27 protein-coding genes are annotated in these 20,080 nt (G+C 73.3%); 18 read left to right on the forward strand and 9 right to left on the reverse strand.

The window, feature by feature from the left end:
• Position 1: 1 nt before the first annotated feature.
• From ACRAKH_RS05630 to ACRAKH_RS05640, 3 genes are all read left to right on the forward strand, one after another.
• Positions 2-169, forward strand: a complete 168-nt coding sequence (locus ACRAKH_RS05630) for an LPXTG cell wall anchor domain-containing protein (protein ID WP_380729661.1) — start codon at positions 2-4, stop codon at positions 167-169.
• 75 nt (positions 170-244) lie between these two features.
• Entirely contained in the window at positions 245-1,408 is a 1,164-nt protein-coding gene (gene wecB / locus ACRAKH_RS05635) for a non-hydrolyzing UDP-N-acetylglucosamine 2-epimerase (RefSeq protein WP_380729663.1), read from the forward strand.
• A gap of 133 nt (positions 1,409-1,541) precedes the next feature.
• On the forward strand, positions 1,542-2,201 hold the full coding sequence (locus ACRAKH_RS05640; RefSeq protein WP_380729665.1) for a hypothetical protein: 660 nt from the start codon (positions 1,542-1,544) through the stop codon (positions 2,199-2,201).
• A gap of 186 nt (positions 2,202-2,387) precedes the next feature.
• On the opposite strand, the gene ACRAKH_RS05645 is transcribed toward ACRAKH_RS05640, so the two are convergent.
• On the reverse strand, positions 2,388-2,957 hold the full coding sequence (locus ACRAKH_RS05645) for an isochorismatase family protein (RefSeq protein WP_380729667.1): 570 nt from the start codon (positions 2,955-2,957) through the stop codon (positions 2,388-2,390).
• Positions 2,958-3,008: 51 nt separating this feature from the next.
• On the reverse strand, positions 3,009-4,283 hold the full coding sequence (locus tag ACRAKH_RS05650) for a nicotinate phosphoribosyltransferase (protein ID WP_380729669.1): 1,275 nt from the start codon (positions 4,281-4,283) through the stop codon (positions 3,009-3,011).
• 78 nt (positions 4,284-4,361) lie between these two features.
• On the opposite strand from ACRAKH_RS05650, the gene clpS reads away from it, so the two are divergent.
• The 7 genes from clpS to ACRAKH_RS05685 all read left to right on the forward strand — a co-directional run bounded on the left by clpS (position 4,362) and on the right by ACRAKH_RS05685 (position 8,220).
• The gene (clpS, locus tag ACRAKH_RS05655) at positions 4,362-4,661 is read left to right on the forward strand and encodes an ATP-dependent Clp protease adapter ClpS (RefSeq protein WP_033438448.1); all 300 of its coding nucleotides are present in this window, start codon (positions 4,362-4,364) and stop codon (positions 4,659-4,661) included.
• Entirely contained in the window at positions 4,658-5,215 is a 558-nt protein-coding gene (locus tag ACRAKH_RS05660) for a DUF2017 domain-containing protein (RefSeq protein ID WP_380729671.1), read from the forward strand. The genes clpS and ACRAKH_RS05660 overlap by 4 nt, the downstream gene beginning before the upstream one ends.
• Positions 5,215-5,784 (forward strand): peptidase S58, DmpA, encoded by a 570-nt coding sequence (locus tag ACRAKH_RS05665; protein ID WP_447009669.1) that lies wholly within the window; start codon positions 5,215-5,217, stop codon positions 5,782-5,784. Before ACRAKH_RS05660 ends, ACRAKH_RS05665 begins: the two co-directional genes overlap by 1 nt.
• Before the next feature lie 61 nt (positions 5,785-5,845).
• A complete protein-coding gene (locus tag ACRAKH_RS05670) occupies positions 5,846-6,415 on the forward strand; it encodes a DUF2231 domain-containing protein (protein WP_380724600.1) in 570 nt (189 codons plus the stop codon).
• 51 nt (positions 6,416-6,466) lie between these two features.
• Positions 6,467-6,922 carry a Mov34/MPN/PAD-1 family protein gene (locus ACRAKH_RS05675; RefSeq protein ID WP_380724601.1) on the forward strand — a complete coding sequence of 152 codons (456 nt, stop codon included), beginning with the start codon at positions 6,467-6,469 and terminating at the stop codon, positions 6,920-6,922.
• 55 nt (positions 6,923-6,977) lie between these two features.
• Positions 6,978-7,250, forward strand: coding sequence for a MoaD/ThiS family protein (locus ACRAKH_RS05680; protein WP_106615251.1), 273 nt, complete (start codon positions 6,978-6,980; stop codon positions 7,248-7,250).
• Positions 7,251-7,269: 19 nt separating this feature from the next.
• Positions 7,270-8,220 (forward strand): PLP-dependent cysteine synthase family protein, encoded by a 951-nt coding sequence (locus tag ACRAKH_RS05685; protein ID WP_380724602.1) that lies wholly within the window; start codon positions 7,270-7,272, stop codon positions 8,218-8,220.
• A 69-nt stretch (positions 8,221-8,289) separates the two neighbouring features.
• Here ACRAKH_RS05685 and ACRAKH_RS05690 read toward each other — a convergent pair whose 3' ends face one another.
• Entirely contained in the window at positions 8,290-9,600 is a 1,311-nt protein-coding gene (locus ACRAKH_RS05690; RefSeq protein ID WP_380724603.1) for an extracellular catalytic domain type 1 short-chain-length polyhydroxyalkanoate depolymerase, read from the reverse strand.
• Positions 9,597-10,250: a polysaccharide deacetylase family protein gene (locus tag ACRAKH_RS05695; protein WP_380724604.1), complete on the reverse strand. Its 654-nt coding sequence runs from the start codon at positions 10,248-10,250 to the stop codon at positions 9,597-9,599. Before ACRAKH_RS05695 ends, ACRAKH_RS05690 begins: the two co-directional genes overlap by 4 nt.
• Positions 10,251-10,646: 396 nt before the next feature.
• Between ACRAKH_RS05695 and ACRAKH_RS05700 the strand changes: the two genes are divergently transcribed.
• Entirely contained in the window at positions 10,647-11,417 is a 771-nt protein-coding gene (locus ACRAKH_RS05700) for an MBL fold metallo-hydrolase (protein WP_380724605.1), read from the forward strand.
• Between the two features lie 6 nt (positions 11,418-11,423).
• Here ACRAKH_RS05700 and ACRAKH_RS05705 read toward each other — a convergent pair whose 3' ends face one another.
• Positions 11,424-12,269: an SMP-30/gluconolactonase/LRE family protein gene (locus tag ACRAKH_RS05705; RefSeq protein WP_380724606.1), complete on the reverse strand. Its 846-nt coding sequence runs from the start codon at positions 12,267-12,269 to the stop codon at positions 11,424-11,426.
• 89 nt (positions 12,270-12,358) lie between these two features.
• On the opposite strand from ACRAKH_RS05705, the gene ACRAKH_RS05710 reads away from it, so the two are divergent.
• Genes ACRAKH_RS05710 through ACRAKH_RS05730 form a run of 5 tightly spaced genes read left to right on the forward strand, consistent with a single transcriptional unit; the run spans position 12,359 to position 15,586 of the window.
• Positions 12,359-13,057, forward strand: coding sequence for a rhomboid family intramembrane serine protease (locus ACRAKH_RS05710; protein ID WP_380724607.1), 699 nt, complete (start codon positions 12,359-12,361; stop codon positions 13,055-13,057).
• Entirely contained in the window at positions 13,054-13,857 is an 804-nt protein-coding gene (murI, locus tag ACRAKH_RS05715) for a glutamate racemase (protein ID WP_380724608.1), read from the forward strand. Before ACRAKH_RS05710 ends, murI begins: the two co-directional genes overlap by 4 nt.
• 17 nt (positions 13,858-13,874) lie before the next feature.
• Complete coding sequence (locus ACRAKH_RS05720; protein ID WP_380724609.1) at positions 13,875-14,687, forward strand: MBL fold metallo-hydrolase; 813 nt, start codon at positions 13,875-13,877, stop codon at positions 14,685-14,687.
• Positions 14,677-15,180 carry a hemerythrin domain-containing protein gene (locus ACRAKH_RS05725; protein WP_380724610.1) on the forward strand — a complete coding sequence of 168 codons (504 nt, stop codon included), beginning with the start codon at positions 14,677-14,679 and terminating at the stop codon, positions 15,178-15,180. The genes ACRAKH_RS05720 and ACRAKH_RS05725 overlap by 11 nt, the downstream gene beginning before the upstream one ends.
• 10 nt (positions 15,181-15,190) lie before the next feature.
• Positions 15,191-15,586: an OsmC family protein gene (locus ACRAKH_RS05730; protein ID WP_380724611.1), complete on the forward strand. Its 396-nt coding sequence runs from the start codon at positions 15,191-15,193 to the stop codon at positions 15,584-15,586.
• A 21-nt stretch (positions 15,587-15,607) separates the two neighbouring features.
• Here the strand turns inward: ACRAKH_RS05730 and ACRAKH_RS05735 are convergent, their stop codons facing one another.
• Positions 15,608-16,126, reverse strand: coding sequence for a DUF2231 domain-containing protein (locus ACRAKH_RS05735; protein ID WP_380724612.1), 519 nt, complete (start codon positions 16,124-16,126; stop codon positions 15,608-15,610).
• Between the two features lie 54 nt (positions 16,127-16,180).
• On the opposite strand from ACRAKH_RS05735, the gene rph reads away from it, so the two are divergent.
• Both rph and rdgB read left to right on the forward strand, forming a co-directional pair.
• Positions 16,181-16,945 (forward strand): ribonuclease PH, encoded by a 765-nt coding sequence (rph, locus tag ACRAKH_RS05740; protein WP_380724613.1) that lies wholly within the window; start codon positions 16,181-16,183, stop codon positions 16,943-16,945.
• Positions 16,942-17,547: an RdgB/HAM1 family non-canonical purine NTP pyrophosphatase gene (rdgB, locus tag ACRAKH_RS05745; RefSeq protein WP_380724614.1), complete on the forward strand. Its 606-nt coding sequence runs from the start codon at positions 16,942-16,944 to the stop codon at positions 17,545-17,547. Before rph ends, rdgB begins: the two co-directional genes overlap by 4 nt.
• Positions 17,548-17,597: 50 nt before the next feature.
• Here the strand turns inward: rdgB and bcp are convergent, their stop codons facing one another.
• From bcp to ACRAKH_RS05760, 3 genes are all read right to left on the reverse strand, one after another.
• Positions 17,598-18,071: a thioredoxin-dependent thiol peroxidase gene (gene bcp / locus ACRAKH_RS05750; protein ID WP_380724615.1), complete on the reverse strand. Its 474-nt coding sequence runs from the start codon at positions 18,069-18,071 to the stop codon at positions 17,598-17,600.
• A gap of 33 nt (positions 18,072-18,104) precedes the next feature.
• A complete protein-coding gene (locus ACRAKH_RS05755; protein WP_380724616.1) occupies positions 18,105-18,635 on the reverse strand; it encodes a hypothetical protein in 531 nt (176 codons plus the stop codon).
• A gap of 332 nt (positions 18,636-18,967) precedes the next feature.
• Complete coding sequence (locus ACRAKH_RS05760; protein ID WP_380724617.1) at positions 18,968-20,011, reverse strand: LLM class flavin-dependent oxidoreductase; 1,044 nt, start codon at positions 20,009-20,011, stop codon at positions 18,968-18,970.
• Positions 20,012-20,080 lie beyond the last annotated feature (69 nt).

Genomic DNA, 20,080 nt, shown 5'->3' on the forward strand with positions numbered 1-20,080 from the left:
CGTGTACCGGGTTCCCGGGAGCGGGATCGCGGTGGGCACGGGGATCGGCTCGTTGGCGGCGACCGGCGCCGGCGTGGCGTGGTGGGTGGTGGCCGGGGTGGTCCTCCTGGTCGCCGGGCTGTTCCTGGCCCACTCCGCCCGCAGGCGACGGGCCGCGGCCGACGAGTAGCGCGCGTGTGCCCCGGAGCGCGCCCGCCCCAGGCGCGCTCCGGGGCGCCGCACCCCAGCGTGAGGAAGGAGCAAGGTGAAGGAAGTCCTGCTGCTCGCGGGCACCCGGCCCGAAGCGGTGAAGATCGCACCGGTGGCCCTGGCCCTGGCCGACCACCCGGTGCTCCGGCCCGTCATCGTCCACAGTGGACAGCACGGCGGCATGGTCGGACCGGCGCTGCGCTCGTTCGGCCTGCGCGCGGACGTCGCGCTCGACGTGCCGCGCGCCACCGGCAGCCAGGCGGAACTCCTGGCGGGCCTGGTGCCGGCGTTCGACCGGGTGCTGCGCACCCGCGACCCCGCCGTCGTCCTCGTGCAGGGCGACACGACCACCGCGCTGGCGGGCGCGCTCGCCGCGTTCTGGCGCGGCATCCCGGTGGCGCACCTCGAAGCGGGCCTGCGCACCGGCGACCTCGCGGGACCGTTCCCCGAGGAGGGCACCCGGCAGATGATCGCCCGCATCGCCACCCTGCACCTCGCCCCGACCGACGACGCCGCCGCCGCGCTCGTCGGCGAGGGCATGCCGGACCGCGAGATCGTGGTCACCGGCAACACCGTGGTCGACGCCGTGCGCCGCGTCGCCGCCGCCGACCTGCCCGCCCGGAACCCGGGCGTCGCGCTGCTGGAACGCGTCCTCGACGAGCGCTCCGAGCGGCTGGTGCTGGTGACCGCGCACCGCCGGGAGTCGTGGGGCGAGCCGCTGGAACGGGTGCTGCGCGCCGTGCGGGCGATCGCCGACCGGCACCCCGACGTGCGCGTGCTGGTGCCCGCGCACCCCAACCCCGGGGTGGCCGCCGCGGTCCGCGAGGTGCTGGGCGGGCACGACCGGATCGTCGTCACCGGGCCGCTGGACTACTCGGACCTGGTGCGCGCGCTGCGCCGGGCCGCCCTGGTGCTCACCGACTCCGGCGGGCTGCAGGAGGAGGCGCCGTCGTTCGGGGTGCCGGTGCTGGTGCTGCGCGACACGACCGAGCGGATGTCCGCCGTCGAGGCCGGGTGCGCCTGGCTGGTCGGCACGGACCCGATCCGGATCATCGCCGAGGCCGGCTGGGTGCTCGGCTCGCGGCTGCGCCTGCCGCTCGGGCGCAACCCGTTCGGCGACGGCTGTGCCGCGTCACGGGTGCGCGGGGCGTTGGAACGACTGGTGGGCCTGCCGAGCGATTTCGCCACCGCGCCCTTGCCGGTTCGCATTCCGTGCTGAGTTGCACTCCGCTGTTTCTCACTCGACCGTGTATCGCTCATTACTCGTGCGGGTGATGTGCGGGCAACGGGCATTACCCGCGACGCGCCGGAGTTCGATAGTCCTCCACGAGGAAGAGCAGAAGGGCGACACCATGAAGCAGATCCGAGCGCGCCGGGTCGGAGCGGTGACCGCGGCGCTGGTGCTCGGCCTGGTCGCGGCCCCGCCCGCGTGGGCGGCCAACCCGGCGGGCGTCGCGTCCGTCGGCTCCGCCGCGTTCACCAAGGCCGGCACGCAGGTCAGCGTCGCGCCGCTGGCGCCGTGCGCCGTGGACGGGACCACCTCCGCCACGTCCGAGCCCGCGGTCCGCACCGGCGTGCGGTTCGGCGCGGGGACGTCCACGTGCACCAGGGCGGTCGTGGACGAGGCGAGCGGCACGACCACCACGACGTCCGAGGCGGAGGGCGCCGACTTCGAGCTGTCCGCCCTCGTGTCGCTCGGCGGCCCGCGGCTGCGGGTGGGCAAGTGGAAGGTCACCTGCACCGGGACCGAGTCCGGCACGAGCGCGGCCTGGTCGATCGGCGGCCTGCGGGGCTTCCCCGGGCTGCCCGAGCAGATCCCGGCGAACCACGTGCACGAGGTGAAGAAGGGCGACGGCACGGTGCTCGCGACGGCGACGTTCGGCGAGACGACCCTGCCCGAGCCGAACGACGGCGGCATCGCGATGAACCTGCTGCACATCAGGTTCACCCCGGCGTCCACCGTCAGCGGCGAGGTGGTCCTCGGGGCGACGGCCTGCTCGCCCACCCCCTGACGGACCCGACGCCGACAGGCCGAGACCCGCAGGCCGAGGCCCGACGCCCGCCGGGCCGAGCCCGACACCTGGCCGAGCCCCGCACCTCTGGCCGAGCCCGACACCCCTGGCCGAACCGGACACCCCTCCGGCGCCGGGCACCCCGAACCGACCGGTCGGGGTGCCCGGTTTCGGCGCGCCCGGCCCTCAGCCCACGCGGGGCGTGCCGGACAGCGTCACACCGGCATCGCCGAGCTGCGCCAACGCGCTGTCCACGGTCGCCTGCGAGACACCCGCCGTGAGGTCGAGCAGCACGGTGGTCGAGAACCCGGCGCCCGCCGCGTCCAGCGCGGTCGCCCGCACGCAGTGGTCGGTCGCGATCCCGACCACGTCCACCCGCTCCACCCCGCGCGCCCGCAGCCACTCCACCAGCTGCTCGCCCGACCCGGACTCGCCCTCGAACCCCGAGTACGCCGCCGCGTACGCGCCCTTGGAGAACACCGCCTCCACCGCCGTCACGTCCAGCTCCGGGTGGAACGACGCGCCCGCCGTGCCGGCCACGCAGTGCACCGGCCACGAGTCCACGAAGTCCGGCGTCTCGCTGAAGTGCGCGCCGGGGTCGACGTGGTAGTCGCGGGTCGCCACCACGTGGTCGTACGACGACTCGCGGAGGTGCGCCGAGATCGCCGCCGCCACCGCCGCGCCCCCCGTCACGGCCAGGGAGCCGCCCTCGCAGAAGTCGTTCTGCACGTCCACCACGATCAGCGCCTTGCTCATGAGGCCCCCTTCGGGCTCCGCCTGCTCACCGGGCACGGCCACCGGGCCGGCTCACAGGAACGTCGTCGGGATCGCGGGCTCGCCGCGGGACAGCTTCAGGCCCTCCCACGGCACGGTCACCAGCGCGGCGCGCAGCCGTTCCCGGCTCTCCGCCAGGGTGTCCAGGCCGTCCACCCGTTGTCCAGCGCGGATCAGCGGCACGGCGAGCAGCCGGTCGTGCGCGCCCATCTCGGGCCGGGCGTCGTGCGGGTACACGACCTCCTCCAGCGCCGTCCCGGTCTCCTTGTGCCGCCGCAGCGCCTCCTTGCGCCCGCCGCGGGACTCCTTGTGCGAGCTGCGCTTCGCGACCGGCCGACCGTCCACCTCGACCAGCTTGTAGACCATGCCCGCGGTCGGCGCGCCGGAACCCGTCACGAGGGACGTGCCGACGCCGTACGCGTCCACCGGCTCGGCCCGCAGCATCGCGATCGCGTACTCGTCGAGGTCGCCCGACACCACGATCCGGGTGTTCTTCGCGCCCAACGAGTCCAGCTGGTCCCGCGCCTGCCGCGCCAGCACGCCCAGGTCGCCGGAGTCGATCCGCACCGCGCCCAGCGACGGCCCGGCGACCTGCACGGCGGTCTTGATGCCGTTGGTGATGTCGTAGGTGTCCACCAGCAGCGTGGTGTCCACGCCCAGCGCCTCGACCTGCGACCGGAACGCCTCCTCCTCGCTGTCGTGCAGCAGGGTGAACGCGTGCGCGCACGTGCCGGCGGTCGGGATGCCGTGGCGGCGCGCGGCCTCCAGGTTGGACGTCGCGGTGAAGCCCGCCAGGTACGCGGCGCGGGCCGCCGCCACCGCGGCCTCCTCGTGCGTGCGGCGCGAGCCCATCTCGATCATCCGCCGGCCGTTCGCCGCGCCCACCATGCGGGCCGCCGCCGACGCGATCGCGCTGTCGTGGTTGAGGATCGACAGGACCAGGGTCTCCAGCACCACGCCCACGCCGAACGGCGCGCGCACCGACAGGATCGGCGAGCCGGGGAAGTACAGCTCGCCCTCCGGGTAGCCGTCCACGTCGCCGGTGAACCGGTAGTCCGCGAGCCACGACAGGGTGTCCCGGTCCACGACGTCCGTGCGTTCCAGCAGCTCCAGGTCGCGCTCGGCGAACGTGAAGTCGGCGATCGCGTCGAGCACCCGGCCCGTGCCGGCCACCACGCCGTACCGCCTGCCCTCGGGCAGCCGCCGGGCGAAGACCTCGAAGACGCACGGCCGGTCGGCGGTGCCGTCGCGCAGGGCCGCGGCGAGCATCGTCAACTCGTAGTGGTCGGTGAACAGCGACGTCGACATGGGAGCAAAGCCTAGGCCCGTAGCCGTGTGCGGACCTGTGGGCTCCGCCACGCACCGGAACATGACACCATTGGCGGTATGACCACGCCCGTCGAGCATGAGCGGACGCAGGTTGACCCGGCCGGCGAGGAGGTCCGCACCGAGGACCGCCCGTGGCAGACCCTGGTCTGGAACGACCCGGTGAACCTGATGTCCTACGTGACGTACGTGTTCCAGAAGCTGTTCGGCTACAGCCGCGACCACGCGACCAAGTTGATGCTGGACGTGCACCACAAGGGCAGGGCGATCGTGTCGTCGGGGAGCAAGGACAAGGTGGAGGCCGACGTGGCCAAGCTGCACGCGGCCGGGCTCTGGGCGACCATGCAGCGTTCGTCGTGAAGAAGTGGACCCGCACCGGCGACCAGGTGCTCGGCCGGTTCGACCGGCAGGAGGCCGCCGTGGTCCGCGGCCTGGTGAGCCAGATCCAGGACATGCTGCTGGCACGCGCCGAGGAGGCGCCGCAGGACGAGCTGGCGGAGCTGACCGGCATCCGCACGGGCCCGTCGTCGCCGCCCGACGACCCCATCCTGGGGCGGCTGCTGCCCGACTTCCACCGGCTTGACCCGGACGCGCCGGACCCGGCGGAGGTCGACTCGGCCAACGCCCTGCGCTCGCTGCACGAGCCGGAGCTGCTGGACCTGAAGACCGGCGTCGCGGCCGTGGTGCTGGAGACGTGCCCGCCCGACGGCGGCGAGGTCCGGCTGCGGCTGGAGCAGGCCGAGGCGTGGCTGTCGGCGCTGAACGACGTGCGGCTGGCCCTGGGCACGGCGCTCGACGTGCAGGAGGACATGCCGGACGAGCTGCCGCCCGACGACCCGCGCTCGCCGCACCTCGGCGTCTACCACTGGTTGACGTGGGTGCAGGAGACGCTGGTCGAAGCGGTCATGAACTGATGCTGCTCGGGCGCGTGCCGGGCGTCGCGGTGCTGCTGGCGCCCGCCGGCGCGGTGGCCGGCGTGGACGTGCGGGGCGCGCCGGTCGGCACGCGGGAGCTGGACCTGCTGGACCCGTCGACGCTCGTCCGGCACGTGCACGCGGTGGTGCTGGCCGGTGGCGGGCTGTCGCCGGCGGACGGCGTCGTGCGGTGGCTGGCGGAACGCGGGCACGGGTTCCCGGTCGGCGCGCGGCCGTTCGAGGTGGTGCCGATCGTGCCCGCGGCGGCGGCCCTCGGGCTGCCCGGAGGCGACGGGTACGCGGCGTGCGAGGCGGCGTCGGACGACGTGCCGGCGGCGCTGGCGGTCGTGGGGGAGACGGCGGTGGGGCTCGTCGTGGTGGACGCCGAGCTGGGGCCGGCCGAGTGCCGCAGGGTCGCGATGTCGGCGCACGACGGGTTCGCCCGGGCCGGGGTGACGGCGCCCGCGACCGTGTTCGCGGTGGCCACCGGCGTGGCGACGGGCACTCCGCTGAACGACCTGTGCACGGCCGCGGCCGACGCCCTCCAACTCGCGGTCGACGTCGCCTGAACCCGCTCGGAACGGCCCGACCGGGCGCGTGTAGCGGCCGTCCGGTGGGTACCCCGTGGCCATGTCGGGTGTGCAGAAGGCGTTCAGGTGGGTGCGGACCAGTCCGGCGCTGGACAAGGCGGCCGGCGCGTTGGCCGAGGCGGTGCCGGCGGCGCTGCGCCGCCGTGAGGTGACCGAGCTGCTGCGCGCCAGGGCGTTGGGCCGGCCGGTGCACCCGGCCGTCGTGGCGCTGCCGATCGGGCTGTACGCGGCGTCGGCGGCGCTCGACCTGATGCCCGGCGGCAACCGGGCGGCGCGGACCCTGATCGGGGCGGGCCTCGCGATGGCGCCCGCGTCCCTGGCGACCGAACTGGCCGAGTACGGGACGTTGGGCGAGAAGGAGCGGCGCACGGCGTTCGTGCAGCTGACGGCGAACGCGGCGGCCACCGTGTGCTACCTCACGTCGTTCCGGCTGCGCGGGCACGGCTTCGGCGTGGTGGCCAGGGCGGTCTCGGCGCTCGGGCTCGCGGCCCTCGGCGCGGGCGGCCTGCTGGGCGTTCCGCCGACCAGGGCGACCACCGCCGCGGCCTCCCCGACGGCCGTCCCGTCGACCCCCTCGACGGCTCCGGAGGGCGTCCGCGGACCGGTGTAGTGCGGGTTCTCACACGGCGGGACACCTTCCCCCACCACGTAGGATGAAGGCGTGCTGGTGATTCGCCGTGACCTCGTGGACGCGATGGTGGAGCATGCCCGTCGCGACCACCCGGACGAGGCATGCGGGATCATCGCGGGCCCCGAGGGCTCGGACCGCCCGGAGCGGTTCGTCGCGATGGACAACGCCGAGCGCTCGCCCACCTTCTACCGCTTCGACTCGGGCGAGCAGCTCCGGGTGTGGCGCGAGATGGACCGCAACGACGAGGCGCCGGTCGTCATCTACCACTCGCACACCGCGACCGAGGCGTACCCGTCCCGCACGGACGTCTCCTACGCCAGCGAGCCGGACGCGCACTACGTCCTCGTCTCCACCCGGGACCCGGAGCAGCACGAGCTGCGCTCCTACCGGATCGTGGACGGCGTGGTGACCGAAGAACCGGTCGAGGTCGTGGAGTCGTACATGTTCGCCCACACCGGCGCCGACGACACGCCCGACTGTCCCTGAGCCAGGTCTTCGCCGCCACACCCTCACCACAACCCGGTTCCTCGGAGGTTCCAGCATGGCCGTCACCGTCTCCATCCCCACGATCCTGCGCACCCACACCGGTGGGCAGAAGTCCGTCGAGGCCGCGGGCGCGACGCTCGCCGAGGTCATCGACGACTTGGAGACCAACCACGGTGGCCTGAAGCAGCGCCTGGTCAAGGAGGGCGCGCTCCACCGGTTCGTCAACGTCTACGTCAACGACGAGGACGTGCGGTTCGCGGGCGGCCTCGAAGCCGCCGTCAAGGACGGCGACACCGTGACGATCCTCCCGGCCGTCGCCGGCGGCTGATCGATCCCGGAGGATCATCGTGGCGCGGTACGAGTCACTGCTCGACGCCGTCGGCGGCACGCCCCTGGTGGGGCTGCCCCGGCTGTCGCCGTCGAAGGACGTGCGGCTGTGGGCGAAGCTGGAGGACCGCAACCCGACCGGCTCGATCAAGGACCGCCCGGTCCTGATGATGATCGAGGAGGCCGAGCGGAGCGGGGTGCTCACCCCAGGCTGCACGATCCTGGAACCGACGTCCGGCAACACCGGCATCGCGCTCGCCATGGCCGCCAAGCTCAAGGGCTACGGCCTGGTGTGCGTGATGCCGGAGAACACGTCCACCGAGCGCAGGCAGCTGCTCCAGGCCTACGGCGCGCGGATCGTGTTCTCGCCGGCGGCGGGTGGCTCGAACCAGGCCGTGGCGCTGGCCAAGGAGCTGTCCGCGCAGAACCCGGACTGGGTGATGCTGTACCAGTACGGCAACCCGGCGAACCCCGGCGCGCACTACCACGGCACCGGGCCGGAGATCCTGAAGGACCTGCCGACGATCACGCACTTCGTCGCGGGCCTCGGCACCACCGGCACCCTCGTCGGCGTCGGCCGGTACCTGCGCGAGCACAAGCCGGACGTGCAGGTCATCGCGGCCGAGCCGCGGTACGGCGAGCTGGTGTACGGCCTGCGCAACCTCGACGAGGGCTTCGTGCCCGAGCTGTACGACGCCGAGGTGCTGACCGGCCGCTACTCGGTGGGCTCGTACGACGCGCTGCGCCGGACCCGGCAGCTGCTGGAGGTGGAGGGCATCTTCGCGGGCATCTCCACCGGCGCGATCCTGCACGCGGCGCTGGCCGCGGCGGAGAAGGCGGTGGCGCGCGGCGAGTCGGCGGACGTGGCGTTCGTGGTCGCCGACGCGGGGTGGAAGTACCTGTCCACCGGCGCGTACGCGGGGACGTTGGACGAGGCCGCGGAACGGCTCGACGGCCACCTCTGGGCGTGACGCCCGAGCCCGAGGACTTGGTGTGCGAGGAGAAGGGCCCCGCTCCGGTGCGGGGCCCTTCTCCTCATCTCAGCCGATCGCGCACGCGGCTCCGTTGAGCGTGAACGAGGTCGGCTTGTCGGTGTTGCCCCCGTGCGTCGCCTGGAACCCGATGCCGACGGACTGGCCGGGGTTGATGGCGGCGTTGTAGGAGGCGTTCCGCGCCGTGACCGCACCGCTGGTGGGCGAGTACGTGGCGTTCCACCCGCTGGTGATGGTCTGCCCGCCGGGCAGGGTGAACGCGAGCTGCCAGCCGTTGACGGCGCCGGCGCCCGTGTTGGCGATGGTGACGCTCGCCGTCAGCCCCGTGTTCCACGAGTTGACGGCGTACGTGACCTTGCACCCGCCGGTCGGGGGAGGGGTCGTGGTGGTCGTCGTCGTGCTGGTGGTCGTGGTCGTGGTCGTCGTAGTGGTGGTGGTCGTGCTGGTGCCGCCGTTCTGGTCGAGCCCGAAGAACTGGATGGCGCGCAACGCCATGCCCGGGCCGAGCAGGTTGTGGCCGGTGCCCTGCATGGAGATGGCCTCGACCTTGGTGCCGTAACGGGTGCGCGTCCAGCCGGCCTGCGGGCTGTCGGTGGACGTCGGCGTCGTGGACAGGCCGTGCACGTTGGTCCACTGGTCGATCTGCTCGCCGAAGTTCGGGTACCGCAGGGTGTCGTCCGCGGTGCCGTGCCACGTCTGCATGCGCGGACGGGCCCCGGTGTAGCCGGGGTACGCGGCGCGGGCGATGTCACCCCACTCCTGCGGCGTCTTGAGCACCTGGCCGTTGGCGCACGCGCTGTTCCAGCCCGAGCCGTCCGTCGTGGCGAAGCAGCCCGCGGGCACGCCCGCGAACGCCGCGCCGGCGGCGAACACGTCCGGGTAGTTGGCCAGCATGACGTTCGTGGTCATCGCGCCGGACGAGACGCCGGTGACGAAAACCCTCGCGGTGTCGCCGTTGTAGCGCTGCAGGACGTACCGGACCATGGACATCAGCCCGACCGGGTCGCTGCCGCCGTCGCGCCGCAGCGCCTGCGGGCTGGACACGTCGAAGCAGTTGCCGCTGCGGGTCGCCGACGGGTAGATCACGATGAACCCGTGCTGGTCGGCCAGCCGGGCGAACTCCGTGCCCGAGTGCAGCGCCGGGCCGGAACCCGTGCAGTAGTGCACCGCCAGCAGCACCGGCGGCCTCGCCTGGGTGCGGTCCGGCACGTACAGGTGCATGCGCAGGTTGCTCGGGTTCGTGCCGAAGCTCGTCACCTCGGTCAGCGTGGCCGCCGAGGCCTGCGGTGCGGCCACCGAGGCCAGCACGAACGCCGCCACCGCGGCCAGGGCGGTCAGGGCCGCGCCGAGGACCTTCACGGCGCCACCGCCCGTCCGGTGCTGTCGATGCGGCCGGCGCACAGGCCCCGTGCCTGGAGGTTGCGGACGATCTGCGGCACGGCGTTCACCGTGGACTGGTAGCCGTCGTGCATCAGCACGACGCCGCCCGCGTTCGCCGCCGACGCGGCGCGCACGATGGCGTCCGTCGAGGCGTTGGCCCAGTCCCGCGTGTCGACCGACCAGAGGACCTGCGCCATGCCGAGCCGGCGCGCCTCCGACTGCACGGTGTGGTTCGTGTCGCCGTACGGCGGGCGGAAGAGCGTCGGCGACTGGCCGGTCGCGTTCCGGATCGCGGTGGAGGTGGTGGACAGCTCCCTGGTCAGGTCGGCCGCGCTGAGCCGGGTCAGGTACGGGTGCGACCAGGAGTGGTTGCCCACCCACATGCCCGCCGCGGTGGTGGCGCGGGCCAGGTCCGGGTACTGCTGGACCTTGGAGCCCAAGTCGAAGAACGTCGCCCGCGCGCCGACCGAGTTCAGCGCGGACAGGAGCTGACGGGTGAACTGCGGGCTCGGCCCGTCGTCGAAGGTCAGCGCCACGTACCCGGTGCACGCGGCCGCGGCCCGCGGTGCGGCGGGAGCGGCGGACGCGACGTTCGCGGGAAGCAGCGGTGCGGCGAAGAGCAGAGCCACGGCCAGAAGGGTTCTCAAGACCATCCCTCCTCCTTGAGGATCACGGCGTGAGTTGCCGTCACTATGTGTCACCCCTTCGCTGCGGACAATGAGTTTCGTGAAAGTTGCGAGTCTCAAATGGCGTGTTGAGCTGCGGCAACAGGTTATGCGTCCGTTTGGCGGCAGGGGTCCGTCGGTGAAACTTTCGGTCCGAACGCCGTCGTCGCCGGCCGGGTGCCCGCACGTCGCCGCGCACTGCGCTTCGGTCTCCGATGCAATTGCCGGGAATACGCGGAGGAGCATTCCGTTAAGTCCCGTTGAGACATTCGAGTGAACTATCGGATATTCATATCGGATCGCTTGTCACGCATGGTCGTCCGCATTTTTGCCGACTGCCCGGCTGCTATCGTTCCGGCCATGCAATTGACGGTCCTCGGGTGTTCGGGCAGTGCGCCGGGGCCTGATCAGCCCACCTCCGGCTACCTGGTCGAAGCGGGCGGCGTGCGGATCGCGATGGAACTCGGCAGCGGCGTCTTCGGCCGCCTGATGCGGCACTGCGACCCGTTCGACCTCGACGCCGTGCTGTTGTCGCACCTGCACCTCGACCACTGCGCGGACTTCAGTTCCCTCACCGTCTACCGGCGCGAGCACCCGGCGCCGCCGTACGACGTCACCGAGCGCCGCCTGCCGGTGTTCGCGCCGGCGCACGCGCCGTCCCGCCTGGCCGCCGCGCACGCCGCGAGCCAGGCCGAACTCGCCACCACCGACCTGACCGACACGTTCGACTTCGTGCCGCTGGCGCCCGGCCGCTACGAGGTGGGCCCGGTGGAGGTCGAGGTCGCGGCCATGCGGCACATCTGCGAGTCGTACGGCTTCCGCATCTCGCACGGCGGCGTGTCGCTGGTGTTCTCCGGCGACACGGTGCCGTGCCCGGAGCTGGTGCGGCTGGCGCGCGGCGCGGACCTGCTGCTGGCCGACTCGGCGTGGCGGGCCCAGGCGGGTCGGGCCAACTACCTGCACATGAGCGGGCGGGAGGCGGGCGAGGTCGCGGCGGCCGCGGGGGTGCGGCGGCTCGTGCTCACCCACCTGCTGCCGTGGAGCGACCACGCCGGCGTGCTCGCGGACGCGGTCGAGGCCTTCCCCGGCCCGGTCACCCTCGCCGCGCCCGGAGCGGTTCACACCCTGTGACGGCGGTCAGCCCGCGAACGCCGTGGACGGCAGGCCCTCGCCCACGCCCGGCAGCACCAGCACGGAACCCGCCTGCTCGGTCAGCGCGTCGCCGTCGAGCCCGACGCGCGCCGTCGTCACGTACAGGTCGGTGAAGTCCGGCCCGCCGAAGCAGCACGCCGTCGGCTGCGCCACCGGCAGTTCGACCTCCGCGTCCAGCCCGCCGTCCGGGCGGTACCGGTGCACGGCCGCCCCGCCCCACAGCGCCACCCAGATCGCGCCGGACGAGTCCACGGTGAGCCCGTCGGGCAGGCCCCGCCGGACGTCCGCGAGGGGACGGCGGTTCGTCGCCTCGCCGGAGTCGCGGTCGTAGTCGAGGACGTCGATCCGGCGCTCCGCCGAGTCCACGTAGTACATGAGCGTGCCGTCGGGGCTCCAGCCGATGCCGTTGCTGACGCTCACCTTGTCCAGCACGACCTTCGCGTCGCCGTTGGGCTCGACGCGCGCCAGCCAGCCCTCCGGGCCCTCGTCGTACCGCATGGTGCCCGCCCACAACCGGCCCGCCGGGTCGACCGCGGCGTCGTTGCCCCGCACGCCGTCCCGCGCCCAGTAGACGAGCCACGTCTTGGCGCCGTCCCGGTCGACCAGGGCCACGCCGTCGCGCAGGTTCAGCACCAGCCCGCCGCGGGTCCGGGGCTTGGCCGCGCCGACGTGCTGCGGCACTTCGAGGACGGCGTCGTCGCCCTGCGACGGGTTGTACCGGTGCACCTCGTTGCCGAGGACGTCCACCCAGAGCAGCGTTCCGCTGGCGTGGTCCCACGTGGGGGCCTCACCCAGCACCGCTTTGGCCCGCACCGCCACTTCGATCGACACCGGGACAGCCTACGGTCACCGGTCCCGCCTGCCCGCCGAATGGACGCAAGTCCCCGCTGGCAGCCCTGATCGGCGGGTAGCCTGGCCACGTGGACCCCACCGGCCCCTCCGGCACACCGGCGCCACCGCCGGTGTTCCCCGCGCCAACGCCCGCCGCGGCGCGACGCCCGGCCAAGCCGCTGTCGAAGCGGGTCGTGCCGCCGCGCCCCGTGCTGTCGGCCGTGGTCGTGCTCGCCTTCGTCGGTCTGCTGTACGTGGTCGAGGCGGTGGACACCGTCCTCGGCGGCCGGCTGGACGACGACGGCGTGCTCCCGCGCGACTTCTCCCAGTGGGACAACCTCCTCTGGTTCCCGTTCCTGCACGGCGACTGGGGCCACCTCACCAGCAACGCGGTGCCGCTGCTCGTCCTCGGCTACCTCGCCACGTCCGGCGGGATCAAGCAGTTCCTCCAGGTCACCGCGGTCATCTGGCTCACCAGCGGCCTCGGCGTCTGGATCTTCGGCTCGTACGGCAGCCACATCGGCGCGTCCGGCCTCGTGTTCGGCTTCCTGGTGTTCCTGCTGGTGCGCGGCATCTTCGCGCGCAGCGTCCTGCAGATCGCCCTGGCCGTGGTCGTGTTCGCCGTGTACGGCGCGGCGCTGTGGGGCGTGCTGCCGGGCCAGCCCGGCATCTCCTGGGAGGGCCACCTGTTCGGCGCGCTCGGCGGCGTGCTGGCCGCGTGGGGCGTCGCGCGGGACGCCAGGCGCGCGGCCCGGACCGCGGGGGCCCGGACTACGCTCGACGCGTGACCGTCACCGCCGATTCCCCCATCGGGATCTTCGACTCCGGGGTCGGCGGGCTGACCGTCGCCCGCGCGATCATGGACCAGTTGCCCGGCGAGCGGATCAGGTACGTCGGCGACACGGCGAACTGCCCGTACGGCCCGCTGCCCATCGCGCAGGCCCGCGAGTTCGCCCTCGAAGTGACCGACCGGCTCGTCGCGGACGGCGCGAAGCTGCTCGTGATCGCCTGCAACACGGCCTCGGCCGCGTGCCTGCGCGACGCCCGCGAGCGCTACGACATCCCGGTCGTCGAGGTCGTGCTGCCCGCCGTGCGCCGCGCCGTCGCCACGACCCGCACGGGCAAGGTCGGCGTCATCGGGACGGTCGGCACCGTCGCGTCCCGCGCGTACCAGGACGCCTTCGCCGCCGCGCCCGACATCGAGGTCACCGCGGTCGCGTGCCCCCGGTTCGTGGACTTCGTGGAGCGCGGCACCACGTCCGGCCGCCAGGTGCTCGGCATGGCCCAGGCGTACCTGGAACCGTTGCAGCGCGCGGAGGTCGACACCCTCGTCCTCGGCTGCACGCACTACCCGTTGCTGACCGGAGTCCTCCAGATCGTGATGGGCGACGGCGTGACGCTCGTCTCCAGCGCGGAGGAGACGGTCAAGGACGTCGTGCGGGTGCTCACCGAACTGGACCTGTTCCGCGACGGCGACGGCGCCCCCGACCAGCGGTTCGGCTCCACGGGGCCGGTGGAGCCGTTCAGCAGGCTGGCGCGCCGGTTCCTGCCCGGGTTGGCCACCGCGTCCTTCCACGCCCACGGCTGACCTGGCACGCTCCACGGGTGTTGTTGACCATCCTCGGCTGCTCGGGCAGCCTGCCGGGACCGCACGGGCCCGCCTCCGGCTACCTCGTCGAGGCGGAGGGCTGCCGGCTCGCGATCGAACTGGGCAGCGGGGCGCTGGCCGCGCTCCAGAACCACGTCGACCCGTTCGCCCTGGACGGCCTGCTGTTCTCCCACCTGCACCCGGACCACTGCGGCGACTTCACCACGCTCACCGTGATGCGCCGCTACCACACGCACCCGCCGTACGACACGCGCGAGCACCGGCTGCCGGTGCACGGGCCGGTCGAGTCCGCCGACCGGTTCGCCCGCGCCTACGCGGAGTCGGCCGACGAACTGCTCACCACCGACCTGTCCGACGTGTTCGAGTTCCACCCCCTCGCCGACGGCGCGGTGACGCGCGTCGGTCCGTTCGAGATCACCGCCGTGCGGGTGGACCACCCGACCGAGGCGTACGGGTTTCGCGTCGCCACGCCCACGGCGACGTTGGCCTACACCGGCGACACCGGGCCGTGCGACGCGTTGCACACCCTGGCGCACGGCGTGGACGTGCTGCTGGCCGAGGCGACGTGGACGCACGCCGACGACCGGCCGCCCGGCAAGCACCTGTCGGGCGTGCAGGCGGGCCGGTTGGCGGCGAATGCCGGCGTCGGGCGGCTGCTGCTCACGCACGTGGCGCCGTGGACCGACCGGGACGCCGTGCTGGCCGAGGCGCGCGGCGAGTTCGCCGGGCCGGTCGAACTCGTGCGCCAGGGCGAGGCGTACGCGGTTGACGCGCCGGCGGTCCGGGTAATCGGCGGCCATGGCAACTGACGTCGTCGAGCTGATCCTGGCCGACCACCGCAGGTTCGAGGAACTGTTCCGCGCGCTGCGCGACCGCGAGTCCGACCGGTCGACGCTGCTGTCCGAGCTGGCCGCGCTGCTCGTCGCGCACGCCGAGGCCGAGGAGTCCGAGGTCTACCCGGCGCTCAAGCGGTACAAGGAGGTCGACGACGAGGAGGTCGACCACGGCGCGGAGGAGCACGCCGAGGGCCACCAGGCGCTCCTGGCGCTGATGGAGGTCGCCGACACCGCCTCCGAGGAGTGGGAGAGCAAGCTGGAGGAGCTGGTCCAGGCGCTCAACCACCACGTGGACGAGGAGGAGCGCACGATCCTCAACGACGCGCGGCAGCAGGTGTCCGACGAGCGCCGCGCCGAGCTGGGCCGGCTGTTCACCGACATCCGGCAGGACCGGCTGGACGACAACTGCGGTGACCTGGCTTACGTGCGCAGGATCGCGAAGGCCACGGAGGACCGGATCGACTAACGTCGGAGGCGTGTCGAACGTCGAGGTCCGCCGGGTCGGTCAGCACGATTTCGTCGCCACGAACGACCGGGGCGCCTCCGTGCGCGTCGGCCGCAAGGGCGCCGAGGGCGCGTTCACCCCGGTCGAGCTGCTGCTGGCGGCGGCGGCCGGGTGCGCGGTCGTGACGGCGGAGACGCTGATCACCCGCCGCGTCGGCGAGGGCTTGGTGGCGCGCGCCGACGACGTGCGGCCCGAGGGCGCGCACGAGCTGGACGCCGTGCCGGTCACCCTCGACTACGACGTCTCCGCGCTGGACGACGAGCAGCGGGCCGCGCTGGAGGCAGCGGTGCGCCGGGCGATCGACCAGCTGTGCACGGTGAGCCGCACGCTCGCCAAGGCGCCGCCCACCCCGCTGGTCCTGCCCTAACCCAGCCCCGCTGGTCGGGTCCTAGCTGGTGCCGACCCCGTCCCAGACGGCGGTCGACCCGCTGTGCCCGATGCGGACCGTCTGCACGGTCGTCGCCGCGCCCGCCGCGATCACCAGCACGGCCACCACCACGGAGATCCGCCGCCACGTCCGGGGCACGGCCGTGTCGTCCGCCGCCGCGGTCCGCTCGCGGTCCGCGAGACGGCCCGCCACCAGCATCGCCACCACGACCACGCCGAAGCCCAGCGCGAACGGCAGCAGGTCGTTGCCCAGCTCGGCGTGCCGCCGGATCAGCGGGTTGCCGAGCGCGGCGAGCCGGGCGTACAGCTGGTCGCCCGACCACTGGGCCACCGGGACCGAGCCGACGCCGAGCAGCGTGATGCCCAGCAGGGGCCACGCGTACCGCTGCCGCCAGCGCGGCACCACGGCCAGCGCGGCGGCGCCGGCGGCCGACAGGGGCAGCAGCACCACCACCGCGTGGACCAGCAACGGGTGCGCCGGGAGACCGAAGATCGTCACCAGGTCGTCTGCGAGTGCCATGCCTCTCCCTACGCCGGTGGGCTGCTCCCGGGTTCAGCGACATAGGGTAGTGCCGTGCTGAGGACCGATGGCAGGAACGACGACGTACTGCGCGACATCCGGATCACCCGCGGCTTCCAGCAGTGGCCGGCGGGGTCGGTGCTGATCGAGTTCGGCAACACGCGCGTGCTGTGCGCGGCGAGCGTGACGGAGGGCGTGCCGCGGTGGCGGGCGGGGTCCGGCCTCGGCTGGGTGACCGCCGAGTACGCGATGTTGCCGTCGGCGACGCACACGCGCAGCGACCGCGAGTCCGTCAAGGGCCGGATCGGCGGTCGCACGCACGAGATCAGCCGCCTGATCGGGCGGTCCCTGCGGGCGTGCATCGACCTGGCCGCGCTCGGCGAGAACACCATCGTGATCGACTGCGACGTGATCCAGGCCGACGGCGGCACCCGGACCGCCGCCATCACCGGCGCGTACGTGGCCCTGGCCGACGCCGTCACCTGGTTGGGCGCGGCGGGCCGGCTGGCCGACCCGCAGCCGCTGTCGTGCGCCGTGTCGGCCGTGTCCGTGGGCGTGGTCGACGGCCGGGTGCGCCTCGACCTGCCGTACGAGGAGGACTCGCGCGCCGAGGTCGACATGAACGTGGTGGCGACCGACGCCGGCACGTTGATCGAGGTGCAGGGGACGGGCGAGGGCGCCACGTTCGCCCGGTCGACGTTGGACAAGATGCTCGACCTGGCCCTCGCCGGGTGCGCCGAGCTGAACCGCGTGCAGGCCGAGGCGCTGGCCCTGCCGTACCCCGGCGTGCTGCCGGAGCCGAGGGGGAAGAAGAAGTGAAGCTGCTCCTCGCGTCCCGGAACAAGAAGAAGCTCGGCGAGCTGCGCCGCATCCTGCTGGCCGAGGGCGTGGCCGGCGTCGAGGTGCTCGGGCTGGACGACGTGCCGCCGTTCCCGGAGGCCCCGGAGACCGATCCGACGTTCGAGGGCAACGCCCTGGCCAAGGCGCGCGACGCGTTCAACGCGACCGGGCTGCCGTCCGTGGCGGACGACTCGGGCATCGCGATCGACGCCCTCAACGGCATGCCCGGCGTGCTGTCGGCCCGCTGGTCGGGCGTCCACGGCAACGACCTGGCCAACACCGAGCTCGTGCTCGGCCAGCTGCGCGACGTGCCGGACGAGCGGCGTGGCGCGGCGTTCGTGTGCACGGCGGCGTTCGTGGCCGGGCCGGGCGTGGAGACCGTCGTGCGCGGCGAGTGGCGGGGCACGATCACCCGCGAGCCGAAGGGCGAGAACGGCTTCGGCTACGACCCGATCTTCCGGCCCGAGGGCCACGAGGTCACGTCCGCCGAGCTGTCACCGGAGGAGAAGGACAAGCTCTCCCACCGGGGCCGCGCCCTGCGCCTCCTCCTGCCGCACCTGCGCGAGCTGGCCCAGCGGTAGCGACGGCGTCCTCCCCGGGCCCGACGGCTCGGGGAGGACGGACCGCCTGGTCAGGCGGGCAGTTCGCGCAGCAGCTTGGCCACGTGACCCGTGGCGCGGACGTTGTACATCGCCTTGGCGACCTTGCCCTCGGGGTCGACCAGCAACGTCGAGCGGATCACGCCCATGACGGTCTTGCCGTAGTTCTGCTTCTCCCCGAACGCGCCCCACTCGGCGAGCACCTTGCGGTCCACGTCGGACAGCAGGGGGAAGTTGATGCCCTCCGCCGCGGCGAACTTGGCCAGCTTCTCCGGCTTGTCCGGCGAGATGCCGACGACCTCGTAGCCCGACGACGCGAGGTCGCCGATGCTGTCGCGGAAGTCGCACGCCTGCTTGGTGCAGCCCGGCGTGCCCGCCGCCGGGTAGAAGTAGACGACCACGGAGCGGCCGAGGTAGTCGGAAAGCGAGACGGGCTTGCCCTCGCTGTCGGGCAGCGTGAACGCCGGGGCCTGGTCGCCCGGCGACAGGCGCTTCTGCTCGGTCATGGCCCCAGACGCTACCCACAGCGGGGTGCGGGGTCAGGCGACACCCTCGAACGTCGCGCTCGGCTCCTGGTTGGCACCGTTCGGCTCGACCACGAGCCGGAGCATCACCGGGTCGGCGGGCACGGCGAACGCCATCGTGAGCACGGTCTCGCCACCCGGCGCGACCTCGGTCACCGCGGCCGTGATCCCGTTGAGGCCCTGGACGGAGTCGCGGACCTCGGCGACGGGCCGGCCGTCGACCAGGGCCCGCACGGCGAGCTGGCTGGTGCGGTAGGGCGTGGTGGCGCCGTTCACGATGGTCAGCGTGAACACCGCGGTGCGCGGCGCCTGCGGGAACGACGTGTCGCTCGGCTTGAGCGACGTGGGCGGCGAGACGGTGACGGCCATGCCGTTGGACCACACCCGCTGCGTGCCGAACGCGGTGGACGTCGACGCGGACGGCGCGTCGGCGCCTCGCTCGGCCACCGCGGACGGGGCCGTGGGCGTGGAAATGTCGGAGGGGTCCGCACATCCCGCCATTGCCAGGCCGAGGCACACGCCGACGGCCAGTCTGGCGAACTTCACGAACCTCCCCTTCCCGCCCCGGCGGTGGGCTTGACTGCGACTAGCCACCACCATGACGGTGTCGGGGGGTGCTCGGTGACCGATACAGGGGCTTGATTCGCACCTGGTGCCTGCCTGTGGCCAACCCGTGATGACGCGTAGCCGCCCGGGTGGGCCGCGCCACACCCGGCGACGTCACCAGGCGGGGTCACGCCGGGCGGCGGTTCACCCGCCGACCTCCACGCGGGACGTCGGCGGGATCGTGCCTCGGACGGGTGAACCGCCCGGAAGTTGGAGAGCGCGTCGGGGGGCGTGCGCGCTCGTACTGATCATCGCGCTCCGCTCCCGAACCGCTACACCTCAGCGTCAGTCTTCACCCGTTCGGACGAATCCATGAGGGTGGTGCGGCCCGCGAGTTCGGCCAGGAAGTCGTAAGACCGGAGCCGGTCGGCCTGGTCGGCCACCATCGACGTCACCATCAGCTCGTCGGCCCGCGTGTCCTCCAGCAGCCGCTCCAGGCGGGCCCCGACGGTCTCCGGCGAGCCGATGACCTCCGACGCGAGCCGGTCCTCGAAGATCAGCCGCTCCATCTCGGTGTACGGGTAGGCGGCGGCCTCCTCGGCGGTGACCAGCGGGTCGTTGCGGCCGCCGCGCAGCCGCACGTACGCGAGGCCGCCGGGACCGGCGATCCAGCGGGCCCGCTCGTCGGTGTCCGCCACGATCACCGACGCGCAGACCAGCGCGTACGGCTCCCGGAGGCGTTCGGAGGGCTGGAACCGCTCGCGGTACAGGGCGAGCGCGGCCAGCGTGTTGTCCCCGCTGAAGTGGTGCGCGAACGCGAACGGCAGCCCGAGCAGGCCGGCGACCTGGGCGCTGTAGCCGCTCGACCCGAGCAGGAACACGTCCGGCCGGTTGCCCTCGGCCGGCATCGCGTTCAGCTCCTCGGTGCCGTTGAAGTAGCCGATCAGCTCGGTGAGCTGCTGCGGGAAGTCGTCCACCGACAGCGGGCCGGTGGCGCGGCGCAACGCCCGCGCGGTGCGCTGGTCGGTGCCGGGCGCCCGCCCGATGCCGAGGTCGATGCGGTCGGGGTGCAGCGCGGCCAGCGTGCCGAACTGCTCCGCCACCACGAGCGGCGGGTGGTTGGGCAGCATCACGCCGCCGGAGCCGACCCGGAGCGTGGTGGTGGCGTCGGCGATGTGGCCGATCAGGATCGCGGGGGAGGAGCTGGCGATGCCGGGCATGTTGTGGTGCTCGGCCAGCCAGAACCGGGTGAAGCCGAGCCGTTCCACGTGCTGGGCCAGCTCGCGCGAGCGGGCGAGGGCCGTGCGGGAGTCCGTCACCGAGGTGACCTGGGCGAGGTCGAGGACGGACAGCGGGACGTCGCGGAGTCGGCTCATGCCGGTAGCAACGCGGACGGGCGCCGATGCCTTCCTGGTGTGACGGTCCCGACGATCAGGGCGGGAAGG

It is taken from the genome of Saccharothrix hoggarensis (genome assembly GCF_052936025.1).

Excerpts from the sequence above, each read along its gene's own strand:
- ACRAKH_RS05640 (WP_380729665.1), top strand. The coding sequence starts at position 1,542 with ATGAAGCAGATCCGAGCGCGCCGGGTCGGAGCGGTGACCGCGGCGCTG.
- ACRAKH_RS05645 (WP_380729667.1), bottom strand. The coding sequence starts at position 2,957 with ATGAGCAAGGCGCTGATCGTGGTGGACGTGCAGAACGACTTCTGCGAG.
- ACRAKH_RS05650 (WP_380729669.1), bottom strand. The coding sequence starts at position 4,283 with ATGTCGACGTCGCTGTTCACCGACCACTACGAGTTGACGATGCTCGCC.
- clpS (WP_033438448.1), top strand. The coding sequence starts at position 4,362 with ATGACCACGCCCGTCGAGCATGAGCGGACGCAGGTTGACCCGGCCGGC.
- ACRAKH_RS05665 (WP_447009669.1), top strand. The coding sequence starts at position 5,215 with ATGCTGCTCGGGCGCGTGCCGGGCGTCGCGGTGCTGCTGGCGCCCGCC.
- ACRAKH_RS05670 (WP_380724600.1), top strand. The coding sequence starts at position 5,846 with ATGTCGGGTGTGCAGAAGGCGTTCAGGTGGGTGCGGACCAGTCCGGCG.
- ACRAKH_RS05680 (WP_106615251.1), top strand. The coding sequence starts at position 6,978 with ATGGCCGTCACCGTCTCCATCCCCACGATCCTGCGCACCCACACCGGT.
- ACRAKH_RS05700 (WP_380724605.1), top strand. The coding sequence starts at position 10,647 with ATGCAATTGACGGTCCTCGGGTGTTCGGGCAGTGCGCCGGGGCCTGAT.
- ACRAKH_RS05725 (WP_380724610.1), top strand. The coding sequence starts at position 14,677 with ATGGCAACTGACGTCGTCGAGCTGATCCTGGCCGACCACCGCAGGTTC.
- ACRAKH_RS05735 (WP_380724612.1), bottom strand. The coding sequence starts at position 16,126 with ATGGCACTCGCAGACGACCTGGTGACGATCTTCGGTCTCCCGGCGCAC.
- bcp (WP_380724615.1), bottom strand. The coding sequence starts at position 18,071 with ATGACCGAGCAGAAGCGCCTGTCGCCGGGCGACCAGGCCCCGGCGTTC.
- ACRAKH_RS05760 (WP_380724617.1), bottom strand. The coding sequence starts at position 20,011 with ATGAGCCGACTCCGCGACGTCCCGCTGTCCGTCCTCGACCTCGCCCAG.